At 48.1% G+C, this 21,192-nt stretch carries 19 protein-coding genes and 2 pseudogenes; 10 read left to right on the plus strand and 11 right to left on the minus strand.

Annotation, left to right across the window (positions count from 1 at the left end):
• From JK223_RS00820 to JK223_RS16830, 4 genes and pseudogenes are all read left to right on the plus strand, one after another.
• Positions 1–630, plus strand: a complete 630-nt coding sequence (locus JK223_RS00820) for a glycoside hydrolase family 19 protein (RefSeq protein ID WP_212712322.1) — start codon at positions 1–3, stop codon at positions 628–630.
• Positions 627–1,151 (plus strand): hypothetical protein, encoded by a 525-nt coding sequence (locus JK223_RS00825; RefSeq protein ID WP_212712323.1) that lies wholly within the window; start codon positions 627–629, stop codon positions 1,149–1,151. The genes JK223_RS00820 and JK223_RS00825 overlap by 4 nt, the downstream gene beginning before the upstream one ends.
• A gap of 338 nt (positions 1,152–1,489) precedes the next feature.
• Positions 1,490–2,014 carry a type II toxin-antitoxin system YafO family toxin gene (locus tag JK223_RS00830; protein ID WP_212712324.1) on the plus strand — a complete coding sequence of 175 codons (525 nt, stop codon included), beginning with the start codon at positions 1,490–1,492 and terminating at the stop codon, positions 2,012–2,014.
• 703 nt (positions 2,015–2,717) lie between these two features.
• Positions 2,718–2,912 (plus strand): annotated as a pseudogene (locus JK223_RS16830) (DNA translocase FtsK); the annotation flags it as partial.
• Between the two features lie 594 nt (positions 2,913–3,506).
• Here the strand turns inward: JK223_RS16830 and JK223_RS00840 are convergent.
• The 9 genes and pseudogenes from JK223_RS00840 to JK223_RS00880 form a co-directional block, all read right to left on the minus strand.
• Positions 3,507–3,836, minus strand: coding sequence for a DUF1493 family protein (locus tag JK223_RS00840; RefSeq protein ID WP_212712326.1), 330 nt, complete (start codon positions 3,834–3,836; stop codon positions 3,507–3,509).
• Positions 3,837–4,041: 205 nt separating this feature from the next.
• Complete coding sequence (locus JK223_RS00845) at positions 4,042–4,335, minus strand: contact-dependent growth inhibition system immunity protein (RefSeq protein ID WP_212712327.1); 294 nt, start codon at positions 4,333–4,335, stop codon at positions 4,042–4,044.
• Positions 4,336–4,822: 487 nt separating this feature from the next.
• Positions 4,823–5,113 (minus strand): contact-dependent growth inhibition system immunity protein, encoded by a 291-nt coding sequence (locus JK223_RS00850; protein ID WP_212712328.1) that lies wholly within the window; start codon positions 5,111–5,113, stop codon positions 4,823–4,825.
• The gene (locus JK223_RS00855; RefSeq protein WP_212712329.1) at positions 5,091–5,945 is read right to left on the minus strand and encodes an RNase A-like domain-containing protein; all 855 of its coding nucleotides are present in this window, start codon (positions 5,943–5,945) and stop codon (positions 5,091–5,093) included. The genes JK223_RS00850 and JK223_RS00855 overlap by 23 nt, the downstream gene beginning before the upstream one ends.
• 319 nt (positions 5,946–6,264) lie before the next feature.
• Positions 6,265–6,603: a DUF1493 family protein gene (locus JK223_RS00860; protein WP_212712330.1), complete on the minus strand. Its 339-nt coding sequence runs from the start codon at positions 6,601–6,603 to the stop codon at positions 6,265–6,267.
• On the minus strand, positions 6,597–7,061 hold the full coding sequence (locus JK223_RS00865; RefSeq protein WP_212712331.1) for an STM2901 family protein: 465 nt from the start codon (positions 7,059–7,061) through the stop codon (positions 6,597–6,599). The genes JK223_RS00860 and JK223_RS00865 overlap by 7 nt, the downstream gene beginning before the upstream one ends.
• 139 nt (positions 7,062–7,200) lie before the next feature.
• On the minus strand, positions 7,201–7,527 hold the full coding sequence (locus JK223_RS00870) for a DUF1493 family protein (RefSeq protein WP_212712332.1): 327 nt from the start codon (positions 7,525–7,527) through the stop codon (positions 7,201–7,203).
• Positions 7,521–7,966: pseudogene (locus tag JK223_RS00875) on the minus strand (STM2901 family protein). Before JK223_RS00875 ends, JK223_RS00870 begins: the two are co-directional and overlap by 7 nt.
• Positions 7,967–8,114: 148 nt before the next feature.
• On the minus strand, positions 8,115–9,053 hold the full coding sequence (locus JK223_RS00880) for a LysR family transcriptional regulator (RefSeq protein WP_212712333.1): 939 nt from the start codon (positions 9,051–9,053) through the stop codon (positions 8,115–8,117).
• A gap of 65 nt (positions 9,054–9,118) precedes the next feature.
• Here JK223_RS00880 and JK223_RS00885 point away from each other — a divergent pair, with 65 nt between their 5' ends.
• The 3 genes from JK223_RS00885 (at position 9,119) to JK223_RS00895 (ending at position 12,750) form a co-directional block, all read left to right on the plus strand.
• On the plus strand, positions 9,119–9,736 hold the full coding sequence (locus JK223_RS00885) for a LysE family translocator (RefSeq protein ID WP_212712334.1): 618 nt from the start codon (positions 9,119–9,121) through the stop codon (positions 9,734–9,736).
• A gap of 682 nt (positions 9,737–10,418) precedes the next feature.
• Positions 10,419–11,759 (plus strand): ABC transporter ATP-binding protein, encoded by a 1,341-nt coding sequence (locus JK223_RS00890; protein ID WP_212712335.1) that lies wholly within the window; start codon positions 10,419–10,421, stop codon positions 11,757–11,759.
• A 286-nt stretch (positions 11,760–12,045) separates the two neighbouring features.
• The gene (locus JK223_RS00895; RefSeq protein ID WP_212712336.1) at positions 12,046–12,750 is read left to right on the plus strand and encodes an alpha/beta hydrolase; all 705 of its coding nucleotides are present in this window, start codon (positions 12,046–12,048) and stop codon (positions 12,748–12,750) included.
• Between the two features lie 359 nt (positions 12,751–13,109).
• Here JK223_RS00895 and JK223_RS00900 read toward each other — a convergent pair whose 3' ends face one another.
• A complete protein-coding gene (locus JK223_RS00900; protein ID WP_212712337.1) occupies positions 13,110–13,883 on the minus strand; it encodes a nucleotidyltransferase domain-containing protein in 774 nt (257 codons plus the stop codon).
• Positions 13,884–14,526: 643 nt separating this feature from the next.
• On the opposite strand from JK223_RS00900, the gene JK223_RS00905 reads away from it, so the two are divergent.
• A complete protein-coding gene (locus tag JK223_RS00905) occupies positions 14,527–16,659 on the plus strand; it encodes a TonB-dependent siderophore receptor (RefSeq protein ID WP_212712338.1) in 2,133 nt (710 codons plus the stop codon).
• 225 nt (positions 16,660–16,884) lie between these two features.
• Here the strand turns inward: JK223_RS00905 and JK223_RS00910 are convergent, their stop codons facing one another.
• On the minus strand, positions 16,885–17,778 hold the full coding sequence (locus JK223_RS00910; protein ID WP_212712339.1) for a dihydrodipicolinate synthase family protein: 894 nt from the start codon (positions 17,776–17,778) through the stop codon (positions 16,885–16,887).
• Between the two features lie 348 nt (positions 17,779–18,126).
• On the opposite strand from JK223_RS00910, the gene proP reads away from it, so the two are divergent.
• Positions 18,127–19,635, plus strand: coding sequence for a glycine betaine/L-proline transporter ProP (gene proP, locus JK223_RS00915; protein WP_212712340.1), 1,509 nt, complete (start codon positions 18,127–18,129; stop codon positions 19,633–19,635).
• 440 nt (positions 19,636–20,075) lie between these two features.
• The gene (locus JK223_RS00920) at positions 20,076–20,597 is read left to right on the plus strand and encodes a GNAT family N-acetyltransferase (protein ID WP_212712341.1); all 522 of its coding nucleotides are present in this window, start codon (positions 20,076–20,078) and stop codon (positions 20,595–20,597) included.
• Positions 20,598–21,192 lie beyond the last annotated feature (595 nt).

Consider the following 21,192-nt stretch of genomic DNA (forward strand, 5'->3'; position numbering starts at 1 on the left):
ATGGAACAGGAACAATTTCGGATGGCGGCTGGTATCAGCGCCGGACTCGCTGTGCGCTGGTTTCGGCCGGTAATGGCTGCAATGGAAGAATTCGGGATACAGACACCGCAGGACCAGGCAATGTTTATCGCCCAGACAGGGCACGAGTCGGGAGGATTCCGGCAGCTTCTGGAGAGCTTTAACTATACCCCTGAGGCATTACTGACAACCTTCGGAAGACGGATAACCACGTATCAGGCACAAATGCTGGGCCGGAGACGGGGAAAGCCGGCGCAGCAGGCAGCGATAGCTGCACTGGTGTATCAGAACAGAATGGGCAACCGGTATAAAGATGATGGCTGGAAATACCGCGGTCGCGGGCTGATACAAATCACCGGCCGCGATAATTACACTGCCTGTGGTACAGCGCTGAATCTGGATCTGGTTTCCATGCCTGAGTTGCTTGAAAAAGACACCGAAGCTGCCCGCTCTGCAGCCTGGTTTTATGCCTGCCGGGGTTGTCTGCAATGCCCGGGAGACATACTCAGCGTGACACTGTTGATTAACGGTGGCAGGAAGGGGCTGAAGGAAAGGACTGAACGCTATCAGCGGGCTTTGAGTCAGATGATGGTAAACGGGGAAGCCGGATGAATATTAAGCTGATGGCGATAATGCTGTCGGTGCTGGTGACCTCACTGCTGGGAACTGCAGTGATGACCGCATATTACAGAACGGCCGTGAAACGGGCAGAAAATGCAGAGGCGCAAATCGTTCTGCAGGGTAAGGTTATCGCGCGTCAGGCAGATTTAGCATCGCTGTACAATAAGGTGGCTGCAGATTCAGTCACGGCAGCAGCCGGTACAGACGCCCGATCACAGGAGAACGTCATTGAATACAGAACTATCCTCAGGCGCGAAAAAAGCAGTGACTATGCTATCCCTGCTGATATTGCTGACGGGTTGCTCCGCACCACGTACCGTTTACGTACCGCAGCCCTGCCTGCCTCTGCCAGCCGCACTGACCGCTCCGGTACTGGTGCCGCTTCCTCCGGCAGGCTGACATATTGCCAGGCGGTGTTATGGATAGCACCGCTACTGGCTGCGATAGAAAAAGCGAACCACCAGCTCGCATCTGTCAGAGAAATACAATCCGTAAATCAGGCAAATCCATAGCGTCATTTAAGATGACTGAGGTCCGTTGAAGCCCGGGGAAACTGAAACATCTTGCACAGCATTTCAGGGACTGATTAGGGGTGTTTTTTAGGCCTGAGTGGTGTGTTATAATTGTGCAAATTTTACTCGCTATGCATTATTCATAAGGATCCACATTGCCTGTGAGTATTGTCCCCGCAAGGAGGTTTTATGAGTAAACCAGCAAAACAGAATCCGGGTGCGGAAAGCTGCAGTCGTGAGAAGATGTTTCGTATTGCTGAAACTGTAAGGGCTCAGCGTGTTCCTGCTTCCCCGGTACAGAGTGATACTGAGAAAAAAGTGTGTAAGGCATCATCCTGATGGGGGATGAGGTTTTCCTCAGGAATGTTATCTCTGACGACGGACATCGTCTGGTTTTTGATGTAAGCCAGACGATATCACACAGAATGGGTTCGACTGGTGGACTCACCGAACTCTATGACGGATTCATTGATTACAAAATGCAGAGCGCTGATTTAGGTAATCTTCCCGCGCCTGACATGTCTGTCCAGATGGAATATCTGACGATTGTTGATTTCTTTGGGAAGGATAAACCTAACCATTTCCCCAAGCCTGCAGCAAAGAACGAACAGCTTCATCATGTACATGTCTTTGATGGACACACTGATACCGAACTAAACTCCTGGCTGGCCCGGGCCCAGTCATGGCGTTCCAGTGATACTCTGCTTTTTTACTCATACTTTCAGTGGAATGGAATACATCACTTTTACGTTCTTGAGTTAGCAGAAGATCCGGAAGGACACTCTTTCCAGAAAAATGAAATAAAAATGGCCGCGATCATCCGCATGGCGGCAGAGTACAGGAAGAGAGTCATTACTGGCTGAGTCACATAAGGAACTCTTCCTTCCTTTCTTTCAGTGATAAAACAACACATACAAAGCTTTCCGGAATACTCACCGGCCTCTCAGCGTTAAAGATTTCAGAGGTTTTGCGATCAGTGATCCTCTGGCCCCTGTTATTTTTATCAACCTGGCTGATGCACCATCTGGCAGGCTCTTTACGCTGATACATTATGGAGTGGAGTGAGCGGTATCTCTTCTGCCAGTGTTCACGATGAGCACAATACGGAGAATTTCTGTAATCAGGAGGCAGGAGATTTTCTATTAGGTGTAGCTTCCGGGAAAACTAAAACATCTTGCACACAGGGTCAGGGGTAACCGATAAATTATATCAGTATCGGAAGCATTCTGTGGGCAGTAAGGCTCTATTTTCGGAACAGAAAAAGGGATTTAATTACATGATCCTGGAGTCTATATTACTATCCTCTGTTTCGTCTTTGTGGGAAGAAAAATGAAATTTTTTATCGTTTGGGAGCAATACTCTGAACAGTGGATCTTGACAGCTAAAGGACATAAATTTTTAGATGTAACTAACCCTTCAGACATCGATAAAGCCCTGCATGAGTTCCTCGAACATCTTGCTATTGAGCAAGGTATAGACCCTAAATTTCTGGTAGCAGTCAGGTGTGAGTCAATCCCCTCAGTCCATAAAAAACAAAGCGAACCCTTGCTGCAGGTTACAGCATCGGGAAATAATGAAGCTGATCCCTTATTTGATGAGGTTGTTGCATTTGTAGTAAAAAATCGCCGTGCATCCATTGCAGCTATTCAGCGTCAGTTCAAAATTGGCTACAACAGGGCAGCACGGTTTATTGAGCAAATGGAGGCTGATGGGATTGTCTCAGAACCAGGACATAATGGTAATCGGGAAGTTCTTTCTTAAATAGCGGATACCATTCATCAACTGAGTTGAGACATTCGAACTGTCTTTTTACAGAATGTCTGTTATTACTCACACGAGGATCCCGCCAGATTTATCTGACGGGTCTTTTTTTAAGGATTATTTGTTTAGTGTAAAAGCACAAATCACACCGAAAGTACTGTAAGCATCCCTGAAAAAAGAACCATTCACTTTTAGAGATCCTCCGACATACTGGATATGTTCTCTGAAACAGGTGGCTTATTTTCTGGTGTCCTGGGTTGCGGGGATAATGGGTTCCGGGCTGGTGGGTTCAAAGCTTTAGCTATGGACTAGTTACTGCGATCACCCGCTGGATGCACTCGGGGCTATCATAGTGGCAGCAGTGCCTATCCAATTTCTGACATCACTGAGTAACGGCAGTATCGCTCAGAGTCTGACCCGGACATCCCCAATTTGCCGGTCGGTTACAACTGCAAGCAACATCCATTCCTGAGGTAGTGTCGTATCCTTTCGGCTCTGGCATAGATAGTTTTTCGTTTGACAAAAACGGGAGGCATGAGGCCTCTGACATCTAGTCTGATTAAAATGCTTAAGGATAGCTTCGGAACAGAGGAGTTAATCATATAACCAGCGTCCTGCCTTTGCTGATTCGATAAGCATGCGGATAGTGAAGTCCGGGACAGGTATTGGCGGAGGTTTCCTGAAGGGATTCCGGGTTAAAGGTGCAGAGGGGTAGTAAGTTTCAATTTTGAAATGGCCCCGTTCGACACTGAATTCCCTGAAAAAGTCATTCATCAGATCTTCAGCTTCAAGTTCGTCAATATTTAGATCGGTATCCAAATCAGTGTCAGGTGTCAGCTCTACCTTTTTTAGATTGAATAGATAAGTGCCGGCATAAGGCTTCACCAGCTCATACACTTTAGGCTCTATGATTTTATCTGTCATAACTTATCATTTCCCTGAGCAATAATGTTGTAGTTACGTTATGTACAATAGGCGATTGGCAAGATATCAGTGCTAAGGATAATCACTCCGGCTAAAGGAATTGAGCGACCCGTAAAGGGTGAAATATTACGAATTCCCAATGTTCTGGCAGTTTTTCCTGGCAGTTAAAGTAACGCATAAACTCAGGTTTTGAATTCTGAAGCTGCTATTCCTTATCGGCCCTGATAATTTTTTGGATAAAAACTCTAAAGAATACCCGGATATCCGTAATAATAATTCCGGGCTGAAAAATTTCCTCAAACGCTTTGTCCGGGTTATCCGGGTAATCAGTGAGAAAGAGTTCAAATTCGTCGGCCAGTTGGCCCAGAACTTCGGTCGGGCAATCGGAGATGTAGTAATCCATAGCCCCTTCAATAGATTCTGTTTCACAGATGTAATCGTAATCCTGATTGAGATACGCACCCATCAGATTTTTGATTAACGGATAGGATGTTTTCACCGTTTTTACCCTCCAGGGAAGGCTGTGAGAATGGACCAGGGTTTACCGTTATAAGGCTTGTGATCCGGAACTATATGTAGCTTCGATGTTGAAATGAGTTCAGTACTGCCCATCCAGATATCCCTGCCAGCCTTATCGTCGGTTGCTCGATCTGTCATCTGCTTCCTCCACCCGGTAATAGCCCTGGCCTCGATATTAGCGGTATTGTTCTTGAAAAACTGCGGTAATTATACGTGCCGCCTCACGGATATCGGTAGATCAGCCGGGCCATTAACAGAACGGTTCACACTGAGGCTTGTCATCTGGTCGCAAGGATAGAACCCTGCTTAATTTACTTAAGAGCCTTATCAGCGAGAAAGTCCCTTTATTTGGGGGGCCGGGCAATCGAAGACAATAATCTCGTTAGAATCCCGGCAGCAAGGTCGCAGTGGCGAACAGACGGTGATCATCTGATGAACGAGGCTAATGATTCTTCGGTGACTAACTCTCAATTCTTCTCCGCTTTTTCCAGACCCTTAAGCACGCGTAAAAGCAATCCCTTGCCTTCCTCTGCCGAAAAATAATTACAATAACGCGTTTTGAATTCTGATTTGATAGCATTGTCATCGTTACAAAGAAATGCAAACACTTCTTTTTTTAAATCCTGATGGTCTTGGGTAGCTAATCCTTTTGTATAAATATCGATGGCATCATCAATAGTTTTAGCTCCGGTAATATAGTCGAAGTCCTGATTAAGTGTACCTTCAATCATAATATCAATCTGGGTAGTTGAAAGCATAATTATAAACCTCCGGAAATGCGGTTAAAATATAATATGGCTTACCATTATAAGTTTCGTATTTAAGTACAATCTTTACTTTAGTCGTATTTATTAACTTGTCACTACCTCTGAAAAGTGAGTAACCAATAACTTTTCCGGCATCGTAGGTAATAATTAGATTATGCCGTGCCTGGCGTGAAGCCCAAATTTTTATCCACTCTTTATTCACCTTCAACGCGTTAGCGATGGATTTCTCTGCCAGGTTGATATTACTAAATGAACTGACCATATCAGGCTTTCGCATCAGATGTGCAGTACTTTCAAGGCGCTTTGCTAATTCATCCTGTGTTTTGGCAACATGTCTTGATATCGTATGGCCACCAGGTTTTACCCCTGGTGCTGATTCATGTTGAATCAGTTGGATTCTTCCCACGCGCACAGAAGCTACTCTCACAGCTCCAAGCCCAATAGAAAAAGCCACCGGCACACCTACATCTACGGTCAATCCAATGTTCCAGGCAGTGTCATCATCAGCGCCGAATTTTTTAGCCATCACCACAGCTAAACGGAAAGTTGCACTTTGTATATTTTGACCTGAATAAACCCGTAAAGCAGTATTAATACTGTCCATACTATGGGCTCCAATAACTACGCATGCAGCCTTGGTCAGACCGGTAGGTTCAGGCACCATGCACAGCGCGCTCACGCCAGCAAGCTCCAACGTCCCCATTACGAGTCCCAGCCCTCCATATAGACGATTACTTAGCGTCTCACCTTCCGTCACAGAGCTATCAGTCAGTACTGCAGCAAGCTGAACCGGTGAAATCACTATTTTTATGCCATCATCCATGATTAATCCTCATCTAAGCAGAAGATATATGTTTATAGAGTTTCCATTTTTCTGGCTTCAACTCCACTGACTGCAAAAATCTAAATTAGTAATACCTTCATCCCCGACATACTATTTATCGATTTTTCAGTATTGGAGATTACTTCGCCTTATTTACAGAAGAAGATACGTATGGGATTTTTCCTAAACAAAGCTCTTGCTCCGATAGATACGTAAGAAAGTCCCTTTGGTCGTGTTGGCTAATAAAAACCCCCGGTTATTTTCTGTAGAAGGTATCTGGAAATAACGTCCGGAAATCATCGCTCCCTGAAAGGGAAGGTTAATCATATAACCAGCGGCCTGCTCTGGCAGATTCAGCGAACATTCTGACGGTAAATGGCGGGCGCTCAGAGACTATTTTCCTCATGATTGCCCGGCCTTTTATTAATCGCTTAAGTAAGGGTATTTTGATTATTGGACAGTAACGATTCATATTGATTTCAGAAACATCAATATCAAATTTCTGACCAAAATCTTCGATCACATAAGGAAGTTCATCGGGAGCGCAATAGTCCTGTAGATGCGTGTCTAATTCCAAAGGGATTGGACGCCACTTCCGGTTAAGCGGTATTGATAGCTCGTTACGAAAGAATTTAAGAACCTCTTTGTCCGTTACCATACCTTATCATTACCCCTGGCAATTTTATTGTAATCACGAACGGTTTTATATGAAATTTGTGACACGTCAGAGGCTAAGATTACCCAGCCAATGACAGGAATAGTTAGGCCAACAAACGTACCTACTTTGGCGACCATTCGGGGTTTCATTGTCCAGGGAGTGTAACCGCCGATGAAGGTTGGTAATCTGATCCCGTATGGGAATTTAGCGTTGCCAAAGGCTCTGCGTGATGCTTTTGATAGGTACGAGGTTCCGTCGATTGCATCGCGAGGCTTGGTTCTCGTTAGCTGATCATTCCTTCCAGCCAGTAAAGCGACTACAGCGGAAAAATCAGCTACCCCTAATCCAGGCTGCTCTACAAATTTTTCACAAAAAATCATGAAAAATAGTTCGCTTGCTTTGAGGTTAGATCTTCCTGCATAAAAATAAGTTCCATTTAGTTCTTCAACCGTATCCATATGGCCTCCTTGTGTTCAAAAGACGACAGGCTAAAAATACAGAACCAGCTACTGTTTTAAGTTATCAAACCCCCGGATATTTACTGCAGAAGGTGTCTGGAAACAACGTCCGGGAGTCGTCGCTCCCTGAAAGTAAGGGTTAATCATATAACCATCGGCCTGATTTGGCGGATTCAGCAAACATTCTGACGGTGAGCGTTTTTTTGGATTGGGTTACCGGTTTTTTAGTAAACCAGCTTCGGAAAAACCACGGAATATTCCACGGGAGATAATTTTCAATATTTAATGATGAGACATCAATATCAAATTCTTCGGAGAATTTATCTATCGCAAGCGCCAGATCTTCTACTTCAGCATATTCCTGCAGAATAGTGTCTGCATCAAGTGGAATGGATTTCATTAGTAACGATTTAACCACCGGTAGTTGCCGGCGAAAGTAATTAAGGACTTTTTCATCGGTCACCATATTTTATCGTTCCCCCTGGCAATGCGGTTGTAATTTACTGTAGCCCTGAAAGCGATTGTAGCCACATCAGAGGCGACGATGACCCACCCCAATACAGGAACCGTACGCCCGACGAATGCTCCAGGAGGGTTAACCATTTTAGGTTTTAAGGTTCGCAGGCTGGCATTAGTGAATGTCGGGAGACGAAAGGGTAGCTCCGGATTAAGACGCCGTCGTGCCATTTCTGAGGCTACAGATGTCCCTTTCGTTGCACCGCCAAATTTACCCCTTGTGAGTCGAACAGGCTGGCCAGGAATTAGCATGCAACGGCCACAATATCAGATGTACCAGACTGCTCATTTACAGCATCAGGAGAGAACCCGGGAAATAATTCTCCTGCAGAAAGGTTGGGAATTCCTCTATAAAAATACGTACCCTTAAGTTCTTCAACCGTGTCCATACGGTCTCCTCATCTTCATCGGTATCGGTCCGGTACACCTTACGAGAAGATCAAATTTTGTACAATTGGTGCTTTTACGGTATTCGGGCAATTTGGTGGCAATTGTCTGATCCCCGGTTATTATTCGAGGAACGCATAAAATCGTGGCTTACACCTGAAGTGGTTCATTCAGTGTCCGAAGCCAGGTAAGCAGGTCTGCCTGCAGGCTACCCGGCTCGAAGGGTTCACGAGAGAGCAGGTAGTAGCGGGAGCCATCCCCGGCGAAGCCCATTGGCGCAGATAAAACGCCACTCTCAAGATCGTCACAAACCTGATACCACGAACCAATCGCTACGCCAAGTCCGGCAACGGCTGCCTGCAGACTGAAGTAGAAATGATCGAAACTCTGGCCTCCCGGACCGACTGCAGGCTGACCTGCGGCGCGGGCCCATGCCTGCCATGCATCGGGGCGTGTACGGGTATGAAGATACTCAGCGCCCGCAGCCAGTTCGGGACCCGGGGCATTAGCGGTAAACCAGCGGGAAACTTTATCCGGGCGACATACCGGCCCTACCTTTTCTGCGAAGAGGGGTGCGGCAAAATAGCTTTCCGGCCAGTCAAAGTCATCGCGCCGGATCGCCAGGTCCAGGCCGCCGGCAAATGAAAAAGGCCCGCCACCGGCCGCAAGGCATATCTCAGTCCCTGCATGCTGTGCCTGGAACGCAGGCCAGCGAGGTAGCAGCCAGCGCATTAGCAGTGTGGGTTCGCAGGAAAGCACCCACCGCTGGCGCTGCCGTACGCTGGCGCGCAAGGCATCAACAGCCTGCTGCATAACGTCCAGCCCTTCGCCGACCGCAATGGCAAGTTTGTGACCGGCTTCGGTCAGAAAGACGCGCCGGCTGCGCCGCTCAAACAGCGGAACGCCCAGTTCCTCCTCAAGCAGTCGGACCGCCCGGCTGACCGCGCCATGGGTAATATGCAGCTCCGTGGCTGCCCGGCTAAAGTTTTCGTGGCGCGCCGCTGCTTCAAAACTGCGTAAGGCAATCAGAGACGGCAGACGAGCCGACGGTAATGGTGATCCAGGCTCACAATCTTTGTCAGATAACATCGTTATTCACCGGAGGTTATGTACAGTAAAGTCGGTACATTCATTAAGTTACAAAGGGAAGTATTATGACTGAACTGCTAGCTGTAATCACCATCACAATATTCGCCGTCATCAGCCCCGGCCCCGATTTTGCTATGGTTTCACGCAACAGTTTGCTGCTTTCGCGTCGTGCGGGGCTGCTCACAGCGTTCGGGATAGGCTTAGGCGTTCTGGTTCATGTCTCTTATACATTGCTGGGTGTGGGCGTGCTGATACAGCAGTCACTCTGGTTGTTTAATGCCATCAAACTGGCAGGCGCTGTTTATCTTATCTGGCTGGGCATAAAAATGCTTCGCACAAAAGCCGGTGGCACGGTGACTGACACCCGGTTGGCACCTTTGTCAGATGCAGGGGCTTTACGCACCGGTTTCCTGACCAATGTACTGAATCCTAAAACCTCTGTCTTTATCGTTAGTATGTTTATGCAGGTGATAAAGCCGGAGACACCACTGATAGCGCAAATCGGCTACGGACTGTTTATCTCGGTGGCTCATATGGTCTGGTTCAGTCTGGTAGGGCTCTGTTTTTCTGCGGGAAGGGTTCGTGACCGCTTTCTGGCGGTACGTCACCGGGTGGATCGAATTTTTGGCGGCTTACTGGTAATTTTTGGTGTGTTGCTGGCAGTAGCCTCCCGGACGCGTTAAGCCACCCCGGCGATTAAAACAATAGACAGTAAATATGGCAGGGGAAGTTATCCTGCGGGGGAGCCACTTCCCGGGTTATTTTTACAGCAGTATAAAACGGTATTTTTCCTGAGATTATAAAAGCCTTCAACTAACATGATTTCGTCGTTAACAGATCCCCAACAGTTTGTTATTTTTATCATTTTTAATAAGTTATGCGATCATCGAAATTCCTGCGCTAAAGGTCTATCGCTAATCAGGCAGTGGCAGGAGAAAATGACTACGGCTTTCCGGGCGGTCATCATTGAATCAACCATCAGGCCTTAGTTAGCAATAACAGACCGGGCGATATCCGGAGGTCAGGGGATAATATTTTCAATGTATATATTCAAAGTGCAAAAGATAACGTGCCAGTGAGCAAGAGTGCCAGAGGGTGTGTTTGTTACCATTGATTGCTGGGTAATGTCTGCCAGAGGAGGATGGATAATAAACCGACCTGAGCCCTGATCATATGATCGGCCACAACTTGTTGCCGAATCAGATGAATGTAAAGTATGCTTATGAGGCTATTCATGTATGCCATGATTGAGGCTTTCATAAGTTTTTCGAATATAGAGAGAGGTTTCCGGGGATGTAACTAATAGCATGTAAAAATTATTTTACTTATCAGGAATGCTATTTTTATTGCTCCGGGAGTACTCTTATGATTTTAAAAAATAAATATTTTTACGTAGCTTTCTTACTTGTTGTTATCCAGCAAGCGCTGGTGGGCTTATCGACTTACTTTATAGGTCTTGCAGGGAGATTTGCTTACCTTGAGCCAGGTCGTTCCTTTTATTATATAGTCATTTTCTTTTTGAGTATCGCTGCCTGTTATGTTTTCGGTTCATCCTCACTTTATTTCAGAGTTAAGTTATCAAACTCCGTCTGGTCTGATTATTACAGGAATACACTGACCCGTGCTAAAGAGGTATGGGGGGTTAATTCTGCTAAAAATAAAGAAATGGTTAGTCATTGGATTATTGGTGAGTCACTCCCCACTATTGAGGAAGCTTCATTTTATTATGTCGAAATAATAGCGCTATATTTAAATGTTATTTTTACTGTTGTGGCCCTGTATGCAATTTTAGGGACGATGATAACTATCTCTCTGCTTTCCTGCATGGTAGTATCATTGTCTCTGATCTTATTGACAAAGAAGAAGGTGAAAGAATTATCAACAGAAATTCAATCCTCAAAGATAGAGGCATTCAGAGCAATAAATAAAATATGGGATAATGCTTTTTTTGGAATGAAAAAGCATTTTGAAGAATCATTGGTTAATTCTAAGGATAAAGAGAAAGTATATTTTGATAATCAGTTGAAGTATAAGCTCATCGAACAGGTTGTTGCTTGTTTGCCAGTAATGACTTCCATTCCTTTGATCATTTATATCTCACATCATACTGTAATGATGCACCCGTATATAATGGGATCATTGGTAGCGGTACTCCCAAGGAGCTTACAGTTATATCAAAGTATTCATGCAGCAAGTATGCATACAACCCAATTGATGGTGATAAGAAGTAAGGTTAAAAACTTAGAGCATTTTCACACGACTCTGGAGAGGGCTGATTTTTTCAATGACGCAGATATCAGGATAAAAATTCATTGTCATAGTTCGGGGCTGAACATCAGTCCGACGGATCTGTGTGGCGTATTATTTTCTGATAGCGCCGATCCGGGCAGGTATACTATCACAGGCCCAAACGGTACAGGAAAGTCTTCATTTTTAAAGAAATTAAAGTCTCAGTTAACTAACGCAATATTAGTTAATCATGAAAATCAGATAGGAGTTAATGATGATGTCGGCTCCTCCGGTGAAAAAATAATGAAATCATTAGGCAGGTTGTTTGCTGATGATGCAGTGAGGTTTTTCCTGCTTGATGAATGGGATGCTAACACCGATATTGAAAATACTAAAAAAACAGATGCTATAATTGAGGAGCTTTCAAAAAAATCGATTGTTATTGAAGTCAGACACAAAAAATCGATAGAAAGATAATTGCATCTGTTCCTGATGCCGGTAGTGTGCCTGTTCCGGACTCTGTCGCCCCGATGGCAGAAGATTCTGTTAAAGGAGAAGGGGGGATTCTGTGCGCGGTGCTGGCGCATAACATTTTATTATGATGTCAGAGGTGCAGAGGTGCAGAGGTGCAGAGGTGCAGAGGTGCAGAGGTGCATTGTCGCTCAGTCCGTGAAAATACATCCTGATCATCAATCAGACAATCAAACCTTCAGCCATTATTAAATGCTATATTTTTATCCCGCAGGTAAAGTGTGCTTATCCCATGAATGACAGTATCAGACCGGAAACCTTACAGCTCAGCAACGCGGACAGTGAATTTGACGTGACGTTGTTCAGGGCAAAGGATGCGACAGAATGTATTCTTTTCGCATCAGGACTGGGTGGAAATCCTCTTCGTCATCTGGAATTTCTGCAGGGGATTGCCCGTCAGGGAATATCCGTGATAGCACCCCATTTCGAATTACTGTCGTCTCCCTTTCCGGTGAAAGCAGAGTTACTGGAACGTGTCCAACGGCTTGACGTTACAGCGGCAGAATTCTGTACAAATTATCGCTCGCTGACCGGCGTCGGGCATTCGCTGGGCACTGTGATTTTACTGATGCAGGCCGGGGCGATAGCCAGTACCCTGGCGAGAGAAGAGGTCGCGTTTAACGGAAAAAAAATTCCGGACCGGCTGGTACTGTTGGCACCTCCGGCAGATTTTTTCAGAGCACCGCGGTCACTTAACTCCGTCCGGATACCCGTTGAGATTTGGGTGGGGGCGATGGACAAGGTAACCCCACCTTCACAGGCGATATTTCTTAATGAATTATTGAAAGAACATGCCGGTGGCGGAGTGCATATTATTGAGGATGCGGAGCACTTTACCTTTATGAATACTCTCCCGCCACAGGTTATCGATCCTCATCCGTCACGCAACGAATTTCTGCAATGGCTGGCAGGCAAAGTCTCTCAGTTCATCGCCTGATAATTAGTCACGCTTTTATTTTATTGAATTCGCCCCCGGCGAAATTCTGAACTGCCCCCCGGGGCATCAGCCGTGCATGCCCGATACCAGACCCGGACAGCATGGTATTGTCAGGTATACCTGCGAGGTGATGGGCGGGCGGCGTTTGTACAGATATTTGCCACACAACCCTCTCAAACAGGATGATTTATATCAGTGCCCTGAACCGGCATTATAGCCTGCGGTCAGACTGCGGTTTGTAAAACCCGGTCTCTGTCATCAGAGGTATGCCTGTCAGGAGCACGGTGTTCTGATCACGTCTGATACCCCGGTTGACCAGCGATATATCAAGCGGATGGCGACCTGCAGCCGTTATCGTCTCAGTGCTGCTGATTCCGGAATGCCACACTCAGCCAGCCGGCAAAAGCCATGACTCTTTTTTCGAAAGTAGTCTCCTCGTCGTACGGCTGATGAGCCATTTTCATTAAGTAATTCATTTCTCCCGCCAGCGCCGGATAACGGAGAATGAATTTATCACTGTGTTCAGTAAGCGTTTCCGGCCAGTCCGTATCCTGCTCATCGCGCAGAATACTGGTTGCCCGGATGAGCTTTCTTGCCACGGCACGTTGCAGGAGTAGTTTCCTGTTTTCATCGCCGGAAGCCTGTCTCTGAGCCATTAACTCCGTCACCACCGTCGGGAAGTCACTGTTCAACGCCAGGGCAATGGCTTTAGAGGGTGTAAATGCCCGGAATCGCTGACTCAGATCCTCTCCGTAGACACAGACACAGTGATGCCTGAGCCAGTATCCCCAGCTCAGCCTGTTGTCGGGGTGCAGAGCCTGTTGTAACAGACCGCAATCAAAATCAATTTTGCTGACAACAGGGTGATCGATTTCAAGTTCACTTTTAATGCGCGCGAGGTGTTGTGCCGTCTGCTCATCAGGCTCCCCGTGAAAAATAAGTGACACATCGAGGTCCGATCGTCCCACCGTCGCCCGGCCTTCGGCAACGCTGCCATACAGGTACAGGCTATGTATCTGTTCAGGAAAACAGCAGGGGAGTCTTCTGACCAGGTCAGCAACGACACCAGAAAATGCGGGTTGTATTTTATTGCGCGTTGGTTGGGTTATATAACCCTGACTATCTACGGCCATGACTCTCACTCCTGATCTGATCATCCCCCGAAATGATGACCGCTGGGTCACTCACCCCGGCTCCACCGAAGGGTTACCGTATCTCACAGAAAGAGAACTGACAACGGGTGAAAACGCCAGAGGGGGCGGAAAGCGGGGGGACTTTTTCATTGAGAGGGTAGCCGGGGTGGAAATATCAACACCTTGTTATGCTGTTTCTATGTCCTGTCGGTAATGTCGTCACTGCTGATGGCGTCATATCCCGTTCCGTGACAGGCAACATATTCCGGGACAGAGGTAGAGATCTCTCCGGTTTACACCCGACACCCTTGTAGTCATATGCCCGCATTAGCGTTATTAAAAGTATAACTCCGACCCGAAGTGTTGTTTTTTTAGTGGTCTTTATGTTTATAAACTATTGATAATGAAGATTTGTTATGTTTTTCATGGGGGGGGTGGGGTTATGAGGTGAATGTAGTGATCGGAGTGTATTTTGTGTTTACTACTACAGAGCTTCGTGTTGAAATGATTCTCAATTACATTAAGAGAGCCCCGGGAACACTGCCAGTATCGCTGCGATTTTCAGGTCATCGCGCCGAAAACTCCGGCAACCCGGATTACTTTCACTAAAAAAACTCAGACAATACTCCGGAAAAAAGCAACAATGAATCAGAACGTTAAGTCTCAATACCGCAGGCCTCCTCTGTCCAAAATATGGCTTGCAGTATGTAGTGGTTTATTAGTTTCGTCGGCGGGTAGCTACGCCGCTGATAATACAAGTGTCTTAACCGTAACGGCTTCGGATAAAAAGGCACAGACTGACGACGGCTATTCCAGTCCGACCACTTCGGTCGCCAGTAAGACACCGACTTCTAAACTGGATGAAGCACAGTCCATCAGCGAAGTGACTAATAAGCAACTGCAGGACTATCAATCGACGAATTTATCTGATGCTATGCGTTTCGTCAGTGGTGCGTCACAAGCGAATACTCTTGGCCAGACCGAGGATGGTATTGTTCGCCGCGGCTTTGGTTCTAACTCCGACGGCTCAGTCTTCCGTGATGGAATCCGCAGCAGTCAGGGGCTGAACCTTGATGCCACAACGGATCATGTCGAAGTGTTAAAAGGTTCATCCTCTCTGTTGTACGGGATCCTGAATCCGGGGGGAATGATCAATGTGGTTAGTAAAAAACCACAATATGAGTGGCATACCATCGTTGGCGGTCATTATAACAGCACTGGCGGTGGCGCAGGGAATATCGATATTACCGGGCCTTTAGGCAATGGTTTTGCTTTCCGTCTGATTGCTGAAAAACAGGACCAGAATTACTGGCGTGGATTCGGTAATGAAAAACATAATCTGCTAGCCCCCTCGCTGCAGTGGTATGGCGATAAAGCCAGTTTTAACATCAGCTATGAAGATTATCAGTACGATATCCCTTATGACCGGGGAACGGCATTTATTAATGGTAAGCCCATCGATATCGGTTACAAGACGCGACTGGACGATTATTCGAATCATGCATGGGGACGTAACCAGACATTCAGTTCCCACTGGGATTATCAGTTCAATGATATCTGGTCAACCCGGGTTACTGTCGGCCTTAACCAGCGAAAATATAACAGCAATACGATGACCACCACGGCGGTGAATACGACGACCGGTGTTGTCACCCGGCGTCCGGATGCCTTCCGTGGGTTTAACCACAAAACAAAATATGTCTCCTGGGACGCCATCGGCACCCCTGAAATCCTGGGGATGACGCATAACATGGTATTCGGCACTGATTATGAGATGAATCAGACCTATCGCGCTCACGCGTATAACGGTAAAAAGAATACCGATTTCACGCTGAGTCACCCGGTCTATGGTCTGGAAACTATCACCGACAGCTCCACCGAAAAAACGGCTGACAGTAATTTACTGAACCGGTTACACAGCCGTTCGGTTTATTTCAAAGACAGTATCGATCTGACAAACGACTGGACGGCGGTAGCCGGAGCCCGTTATCAGCATTACGAGCAGCGCGAATCGCGTGGAGCGCAGTCCACGCTGACGTATAGCGATACAGGGAATAAGTTTCTGCCACAAACCGGGCTTATCTATAAGCTGACCCCGGATGTTTCGTTTTACGGCAGCCTGAGCAAATCATTCACACCGTCAACGACGCCGGATGATTATGGCAATGTCGCGGCGCCGGAGCAGGGAACCACTTACGAGGTCGGCAGCAAGTGGCAGATAACGCCTGCATTGTTATCGACGATTGCCTTGTACCGTATTGATGAGCGTAATGTTGCTCTGGCCCTGAATGGCAGCACCTATGCGGTGGACAGAGCACGTTCCAGCGGGGTAGAGTTCGAAGTCAATGGTGAGATCTATCCGGACTGGGATATCAGTGCTAATTACAGCTATGACCAGGCTGAGATTGTTAATGATAAGACGAACTCAGATAACAATGGCAACCGCCTGCAGAATGCCCCGCGCAATTCAGGGTCAGTCTATTTAAGCCATAATATCCGGTTTAACGCTCTGCCTGGCAGCTTCCGTATCGGTGGCGGTGTCCGGTACATGGGTACCCGTGCCGGTGATGCAGATAATAGTTTTACCCTGCCAGCTTATACCGTGGCAGACAGCTTTATCGGCTGGGATAACCAGTTCATGGGGCAGAAAACCCATTTACAGCTGAATCTGAATAATCTGTTCAATAAAGAATATTACACTTCAAGCGGAGGCAACTTACGGGTCATCGAAGGTGAAACCCGTAATCTGGTACTCAGCGCGAGTGTTGAATTCTAAGTCTGAAATCCTGTCGGCCACAGACACCCGTTGCTGGCCGCTGTTGTTTTCCTGATGAAACTTTGTCCCGCGTCCTGAAGAGATCCAGCGACGCGGGACGAGGTTTTCTGAGCTCTCCTCTGCAGTCAGACCGGCTGCTTTATCCCTCAGTTATCCTTTTCGGCTATCCTGAAGAATACCTCTGTATCTTGCAGCCATCGGGCGGCATTACGGTGATCCCGGCATTTATTCGAGACCGGTTGCACGAAGTACGGCCGCAATCTCTGCGACGTCATCCCGGCCTAATGCTTTCAGCGGACGGGGTAAGCACTCCGGCGATACCAGCCCGAGCAGGGTAGCAGCGGCGGCGATCACCCGGATCCCTCCGCCATGCTGAGTAAAAAGTGCCCATAACGGGGTGAAGCGCTCGCTTAACGCGGCGACCTGTTGTTGATCATGCCGTGCGGCCGCGTCAGCAATCGCTTTTGCGGTGCGTGGAAAAAGCCCTCCGCACACAGAGAACCAGACATCACAGCCTGCATTCAGGCCGTCAACCGCAAAGGCATCAGCACTTACCCCGAGAGCAACATGCTGCGGCACGCGGGATCGCAATCTCCGGACACGGTCGGTAATGGTACCGGCTTCAGTCGGAGCCCCGGGCATTTTTATGGCACGGATTTGTGGTAAGGCGGCGATCCGGCTGAGCAGATTTTCTGAAAAACTGAAGTGTGTACACCGGGGATTGTCATAAACACAGACCGGCACGGAAACATTTGCCGAGACGTCCTCATACAGACTGTAAACTTCGTCATCGTTTAATGGCTGATAAGACATGGCAGGCAGCAACAATGCATCAGCACCGGCTGACTGCGCATCTTCTGCCAGGCGCAGGACTTCGGCAGTGCTGATGGCTCCGATACTGGTCATCACCGGAATCTTACCTGCATGCGCTTTCGCGATAACGGTGACGCGCTTCCGTTGCTCGCGGGTCAGGTAAGCATAACTGCCCGTGGAACCCAGTACGCCCAGTGAATTGACGTCTGCGTGGGTCAGACGCGTGAGCAAACGAATAAATGCGGCCTCATCGATATCATCATTTGACAGAGGCGTCAGAGGAAATGCGCTAAGACCTGTAAACATACTTTAACCTGAACCCGGGAGGTGATAGTGAACGGAAATCCAATATAAATAGAGTTAACGCTTAATTCAACGACCGTCACCGGCCTGCGGATCTACCCCCGGAGAGAAAATAGCGGGACACATCCGGACGCTGGCCGCTACTCCCGTGAATTTGTGGCGAAATTATAGCCAGGTGGCAGGGGGCTTCTGTCTTCTCCTGCCCGTCAGTCCCCCTTAACCCGAAGCGTAGCCGCTACGTATCTGATACTATTGTTAAGAATAACTCGCCATACGTTTGAATGATCACAAGATTGACCTATGCTTTATACGCGAGTGATTACCAGAGTATTAGTGTTTTAAGGAAAAAGAATGCTTAAAATAAAACGTAAAAAAGTAAAGCCGATGCGGCTTAAGGACGTCACGATTATCGATGACGCCCGTCTGAAAAAGGCAATCACTGCCGCCGCATTGGGTAATGCAATGGAATGGTTCGACTTCGGGGTTTACGGATATGTTGCGACTGTATTAGGTAAAGTATTTTTCCCTGATGCTTCGCCAGGTATCCAGATTATCGCTGCCTTAGGAACCTTTTCCGTTCCCTTTATCATCCGCCCGCTGGGGGGGATGTTCTTTGGTGTTCTGGGAGATAAATACGGCCGTCAGAAAATACTGGCTATCACCATTATTCTGATGACCCTGAGTACATTCTGTATCGGGTTGATTCCGTCCTACGCCACCATCGGTGTCTGGGCACCTATCCTGCTGTTGCTGGCCAAAATGGTGCAGGGATTCTCTGTGGGAGGCGAATATACCGGGGCTTCCATCTTCGTGGCGGAATACTCCCCCGACAGGAAGCGTGGCTTTATGGGGAGCTGGCTTGATTTTGGCTCTCTGGTGGGCTTCGTCTGTGGTGCAGGGATCGTGGTATTACTTTCCACGATGCTTGGTCAGGAAAGCTTTAACGAATGGGGCTGGCGTATTCCGTTCTTCCTGGCACTGCCGTTAGGACTGGTTGGCCTGTATCTGCGTAATGCGCTGGAAGAAACGCCGGCATTCCAGAAGCACGTTGAATCGCTGGAAGAGGGCTCTAAACAGGGGCTCAGCGAAGGACCTTCTGTACCTTTCAAAGAAGTGGCTCGTAAACACTGGCGTAACCTGATCTCCTGTATCGGTATCGTGATCACCACTAACGTCGCGTATTACATGCTGCTGACCTATGTGCCAAGCTACCTGACCCATGATCTGCACTATTCTGAAGACCGGGGTGTGTTAATCATCGTCGTCATTATGCTGGCAATGCTGTTTGTGCAGCCTATGATGGGCTTACTGAGTGATAAATTCGGACGTCGTCCGTTTATCATTATCGGTAGCATCGCGATGGTTCTTCTCTCTGTTCCGTCGTTTATGCTGATTACACATCACAGTATAGCGGCACTCTTTTTCGGCCTGTTGATCCAGGCGATTATTCTTAACTGTCTGATCGGTGTGATGGCGTCTACCTTGCCGGCATTGTTCCCGACCGAAGTGCGTTACAGTGCGTTAGCCAGTACCTATAACATCTCTATTCTGGTGGCCGGTATTACCCCGACCCTGACCGCATGGCTTGTAGAAGCTACGGGTAATCTTTATATGCCTGCTTATTACCTGATGATTGTCGGTATTATCGGGGTGGTCACCGGGATCAGTATGCGTGAAACCGCGAATAAACCGCTTTACGGCGGAACGCCTGCCGCATCTTCTATTGAAGAAGCTAAAGAGTTACTGCAGGAGCACCACGACAATATCGAACAGCGTATCGAAGATATCGATGAACAAATTGAGAGTTTACAGAGTAAACGTCGCAATTTAGTCGATCAGCATCCGGACATTAACGGTTAATGCTGACCCCGCCGCTATCCTCCCGGATAGCGGTTTTTTTTTGCCCTCAGCCGGTATTTTTTCACCTGTCGTCTTTCCCTGATAATTGATCACCTGGCCGAAATACTGTCCGGTTTACCCGGCGGTGTTTGCCCTGTACCGGCCGGGCCGGTAAAAAAGTTTCCGGGAAGATAGGTTTCGCCGCCAGTTTTATTCCGGCCCGGGACGTCTGCTGCTGAGCCGCAGAACAGGCTATCCGGTCGACAGGAGATCATTTCAGGGATTGCGGGCCGGACGGGCGAACGGTTAGGCTCTGTTAACCGGTATATTATGCGCGCCACCCGGAGGCAGGTTGCAGATGCCGCGGGACAATACGGCGTGCCGGCCGGTGCCGTCGTCAGTGTGTGTCCATAGGGCAGCAGGTTGGACTTCCCCGCAGGGGAATAAGGACAGGAGAGGTTATGAAAGTCACCCGATGCACTGCCAGTGAATGGATGACGCTGGTGGATATTTTTATCGAAATGGAAATCTATTACCACGGCCCGGTCCCGGTCACCAGGCAGGAAATGTCGGATTACCTGCGCCGGAAGGTCTTCCATCCGCAGGCCGGAACACGGGTTTATAAAGCAGTGCAGGACGGTGTGGTCGCCGGATTTGCCTGTGCCGCTATTCAGTTCCCGGCTCCCCGATACAGCGGGCAGATGTTTATCAAAGAACTGTTTGTTTCAGAAAAATTCAGAGGTCAGGGAACCGGCACGCTGCTGATGAAAACGCTGGCAGCGGCGGCGCTGGATGCCGGATGCCTGCAGCTGGACTGGCTTTCGGATAAACATGATGCGCCAGTACAGTTGTTTTATCACGGTGTGGGCGGGCAGGTGATTGACTCAGTGAATTACTTCAGGTTATCGGGTGATACTCTGCGGACACTGGCTGGACAGGAGTTGACCGCAGACAATAACGGTGTAACTGATGATAACCGCTGAACACAGTTTACAGGTGACAAGCCGCTGTTAGCCCTGACGAGGTATTTCGCCCATCCGGGACGCCGCTAGTCGTCGGTAGCATTCCGCAGAAATCATGGTCATGTGAACTGATGAGCCTGTTTCTGGCTCCGGAAGCTGTAGTGTTCAGCGCCCGCTGATTTTCCGACAGAGTGGTCAGTCTTTTCGCTCTCCTGAAGTACAATAACAGCACAGTCGGGCAGCGCCGGTGGTTAACAGGCCTTCTAACGCATCCGGCTACGGCTGGAGTCTGCCTGTCACTCCTGCGTGACAATCGACGAAAAAGTTAGTGGTAGCCGCCGGTCAGCCGAGGGAAGTCCCTTGGGCTAAGGGACGCGCTGTTGAAGTTGCCGAATGGCCGGTAAAGCCCTGAAGAGTGCTGCCTGCGGGCATCCGGCCACCCCCGGTCAGAATAACAGAGGATCTGCAACTTACCAGAGGTCATACGGATGCTGCTCCCGTGTTTCAGAGGCGCGTTTCCTCTCAGCTCTCGTTATAAATATAGCGGCGCATTACTGTAAAGGACGGCAATGCAGCAGGTCAGGCATTAGCGGCCTGACCCTGTATGACGGTAGTC

The organism is Tatumella sp. JGM118 (assembly GCF_018257515.1).
Taxonomy (GTDB): Bacteria; Pseudomonadota; Gammaproteobacteria; order Enterobacterales; family Enterobacteriaceae; genus Tatumella; species Tatumella terrea.

Excerpts from the sequence above, each read along its gene's own strand:
- JK223_RS00830 (WP_212712324.1), top strand. The coding sequence starts at position 1,490 with ATGGGGGATGAGGTTTTCCTCAGGAATGTTATCTCTGACGACGGACAT.
- JK223_RS00840 (WP_212712326.1), bottom strand. The coding sequence starts at position 3,836 with ATGACAGATAAAATCATAGAGCCTAAAGTGTATGAGCTGGTGAAGCCT.
- JK223_RS00820 (WP_212712322.1), top strand. The coding sequence starts at position 1 with ATGGAACAGGAACAATTTCGGATGGCGGCTGGTATCAGCGCCGGACTC.
- JK223_RS00905 (WP_212712338.1), top strand. The coding sequence starts at position 14,527 with ATGAATCAGAACGTTAAGTCTCAATACCGCAGGCCTCCTCTGTCCAAA.
- JK223_RS00825 (WP_212712323.1), top strand. The coding sequence starts at position 627 with ATGAATATTAAGCTGATGGCGATAATGCTGTCGGTGCTGGTGACCTCA.
- JK223_RS00860 (WP_212712330.1), bottom strand. The coding sequence starts at position 6,603 with ATGGTAACGGACAAAGAGGTTCTTAAATTCTTTCGTAACGAGCTATCA.
- proP (WP_212712340.1), top strand. The coding sequence starts at position 18,127 with ATGCTTAAAATAAAACGTAAAAAAGTAAAGCCGATGCGGCTTAAGGAC.
- JK223_RS00895 (WP_212712336.1), top strand. The coding sequence starts at position 12,046 with ATGAATGACAGTATCAGACCGGAAACCTTACAGCTCAGCAACGCGGAC.
- JK223_RS00870 (WP_212712332.1), bottom strand. The coding sequence starts at position 7,527 with ATGGTGACCGATGAAAAAGTCCTTAATTACTTTCGCCGGCAACTACCG.
- JK223_RS00920 (WP_212712341.1), top strand. The coding sequence starts at position 20,076 with ATGAAAGTCACCCGATGCACTGCCAGTGAATGGATGACGCTGGTGGAT.
- JK223_RS00850 (WP_212712328.1), bottom strand. The coding sequence starts at position 5,113 with ATGCTTTCAACTACCCAGATTGATATTATGATTGAAGGTACACTTAAT.
- JK223_RS00910 (WP_212712339.1), bottom strand. The coding sequence starts at position 17,778 with ATGTTTACAGGTCTTAGCGCATTTCCTCTGACGCCTCTGTCAAATGAT.
- JK223_RS00855 (WP_212712329.1), bottom strand. The coding sequence starts at position 5,945 with ATGGATGATGGCATAAAAATAGTGATTTCACCGGTTCAGCTTGCTGCA.
- JK223_RS00890 (WP_212712335.1), top strand. The coding sequence starts at position 10,419 with ATGATTTTAAAAAATAAATATTTTTACGTAGCTTTCTTACTTGTTGTT.
- JK223_RS00880 (WP_212712333.1), bottom strand. The coding sequence starts at position 9,053 with ATGTTATCTGACAAAGATTGTGAGCCTGGATCACCATTACCGTCGGCT.
- JK223_RS00900 (WP_212712337.1), bottom strand. The coding sequence starts at position 13,883 with ATGGCCGTAGATAGTCAGGGTTATATAACCCAACCAACGCGCAATAAA.
- JK223_RS00865 (WP_212712331.1), bottom strand. The coding sequence starts at position 7,061 with ATGGATACGGTTGAAGAACTAAATGGAACTTATTTTTATGCAGGAAGA.
- JK223_RS00885 (WP_212712334.1), top strand. The coding sequence starts at position 9,119 with ATGACTGAACTGCTAGCTGTAATCACCATCACAATATTCGCCGTCATC.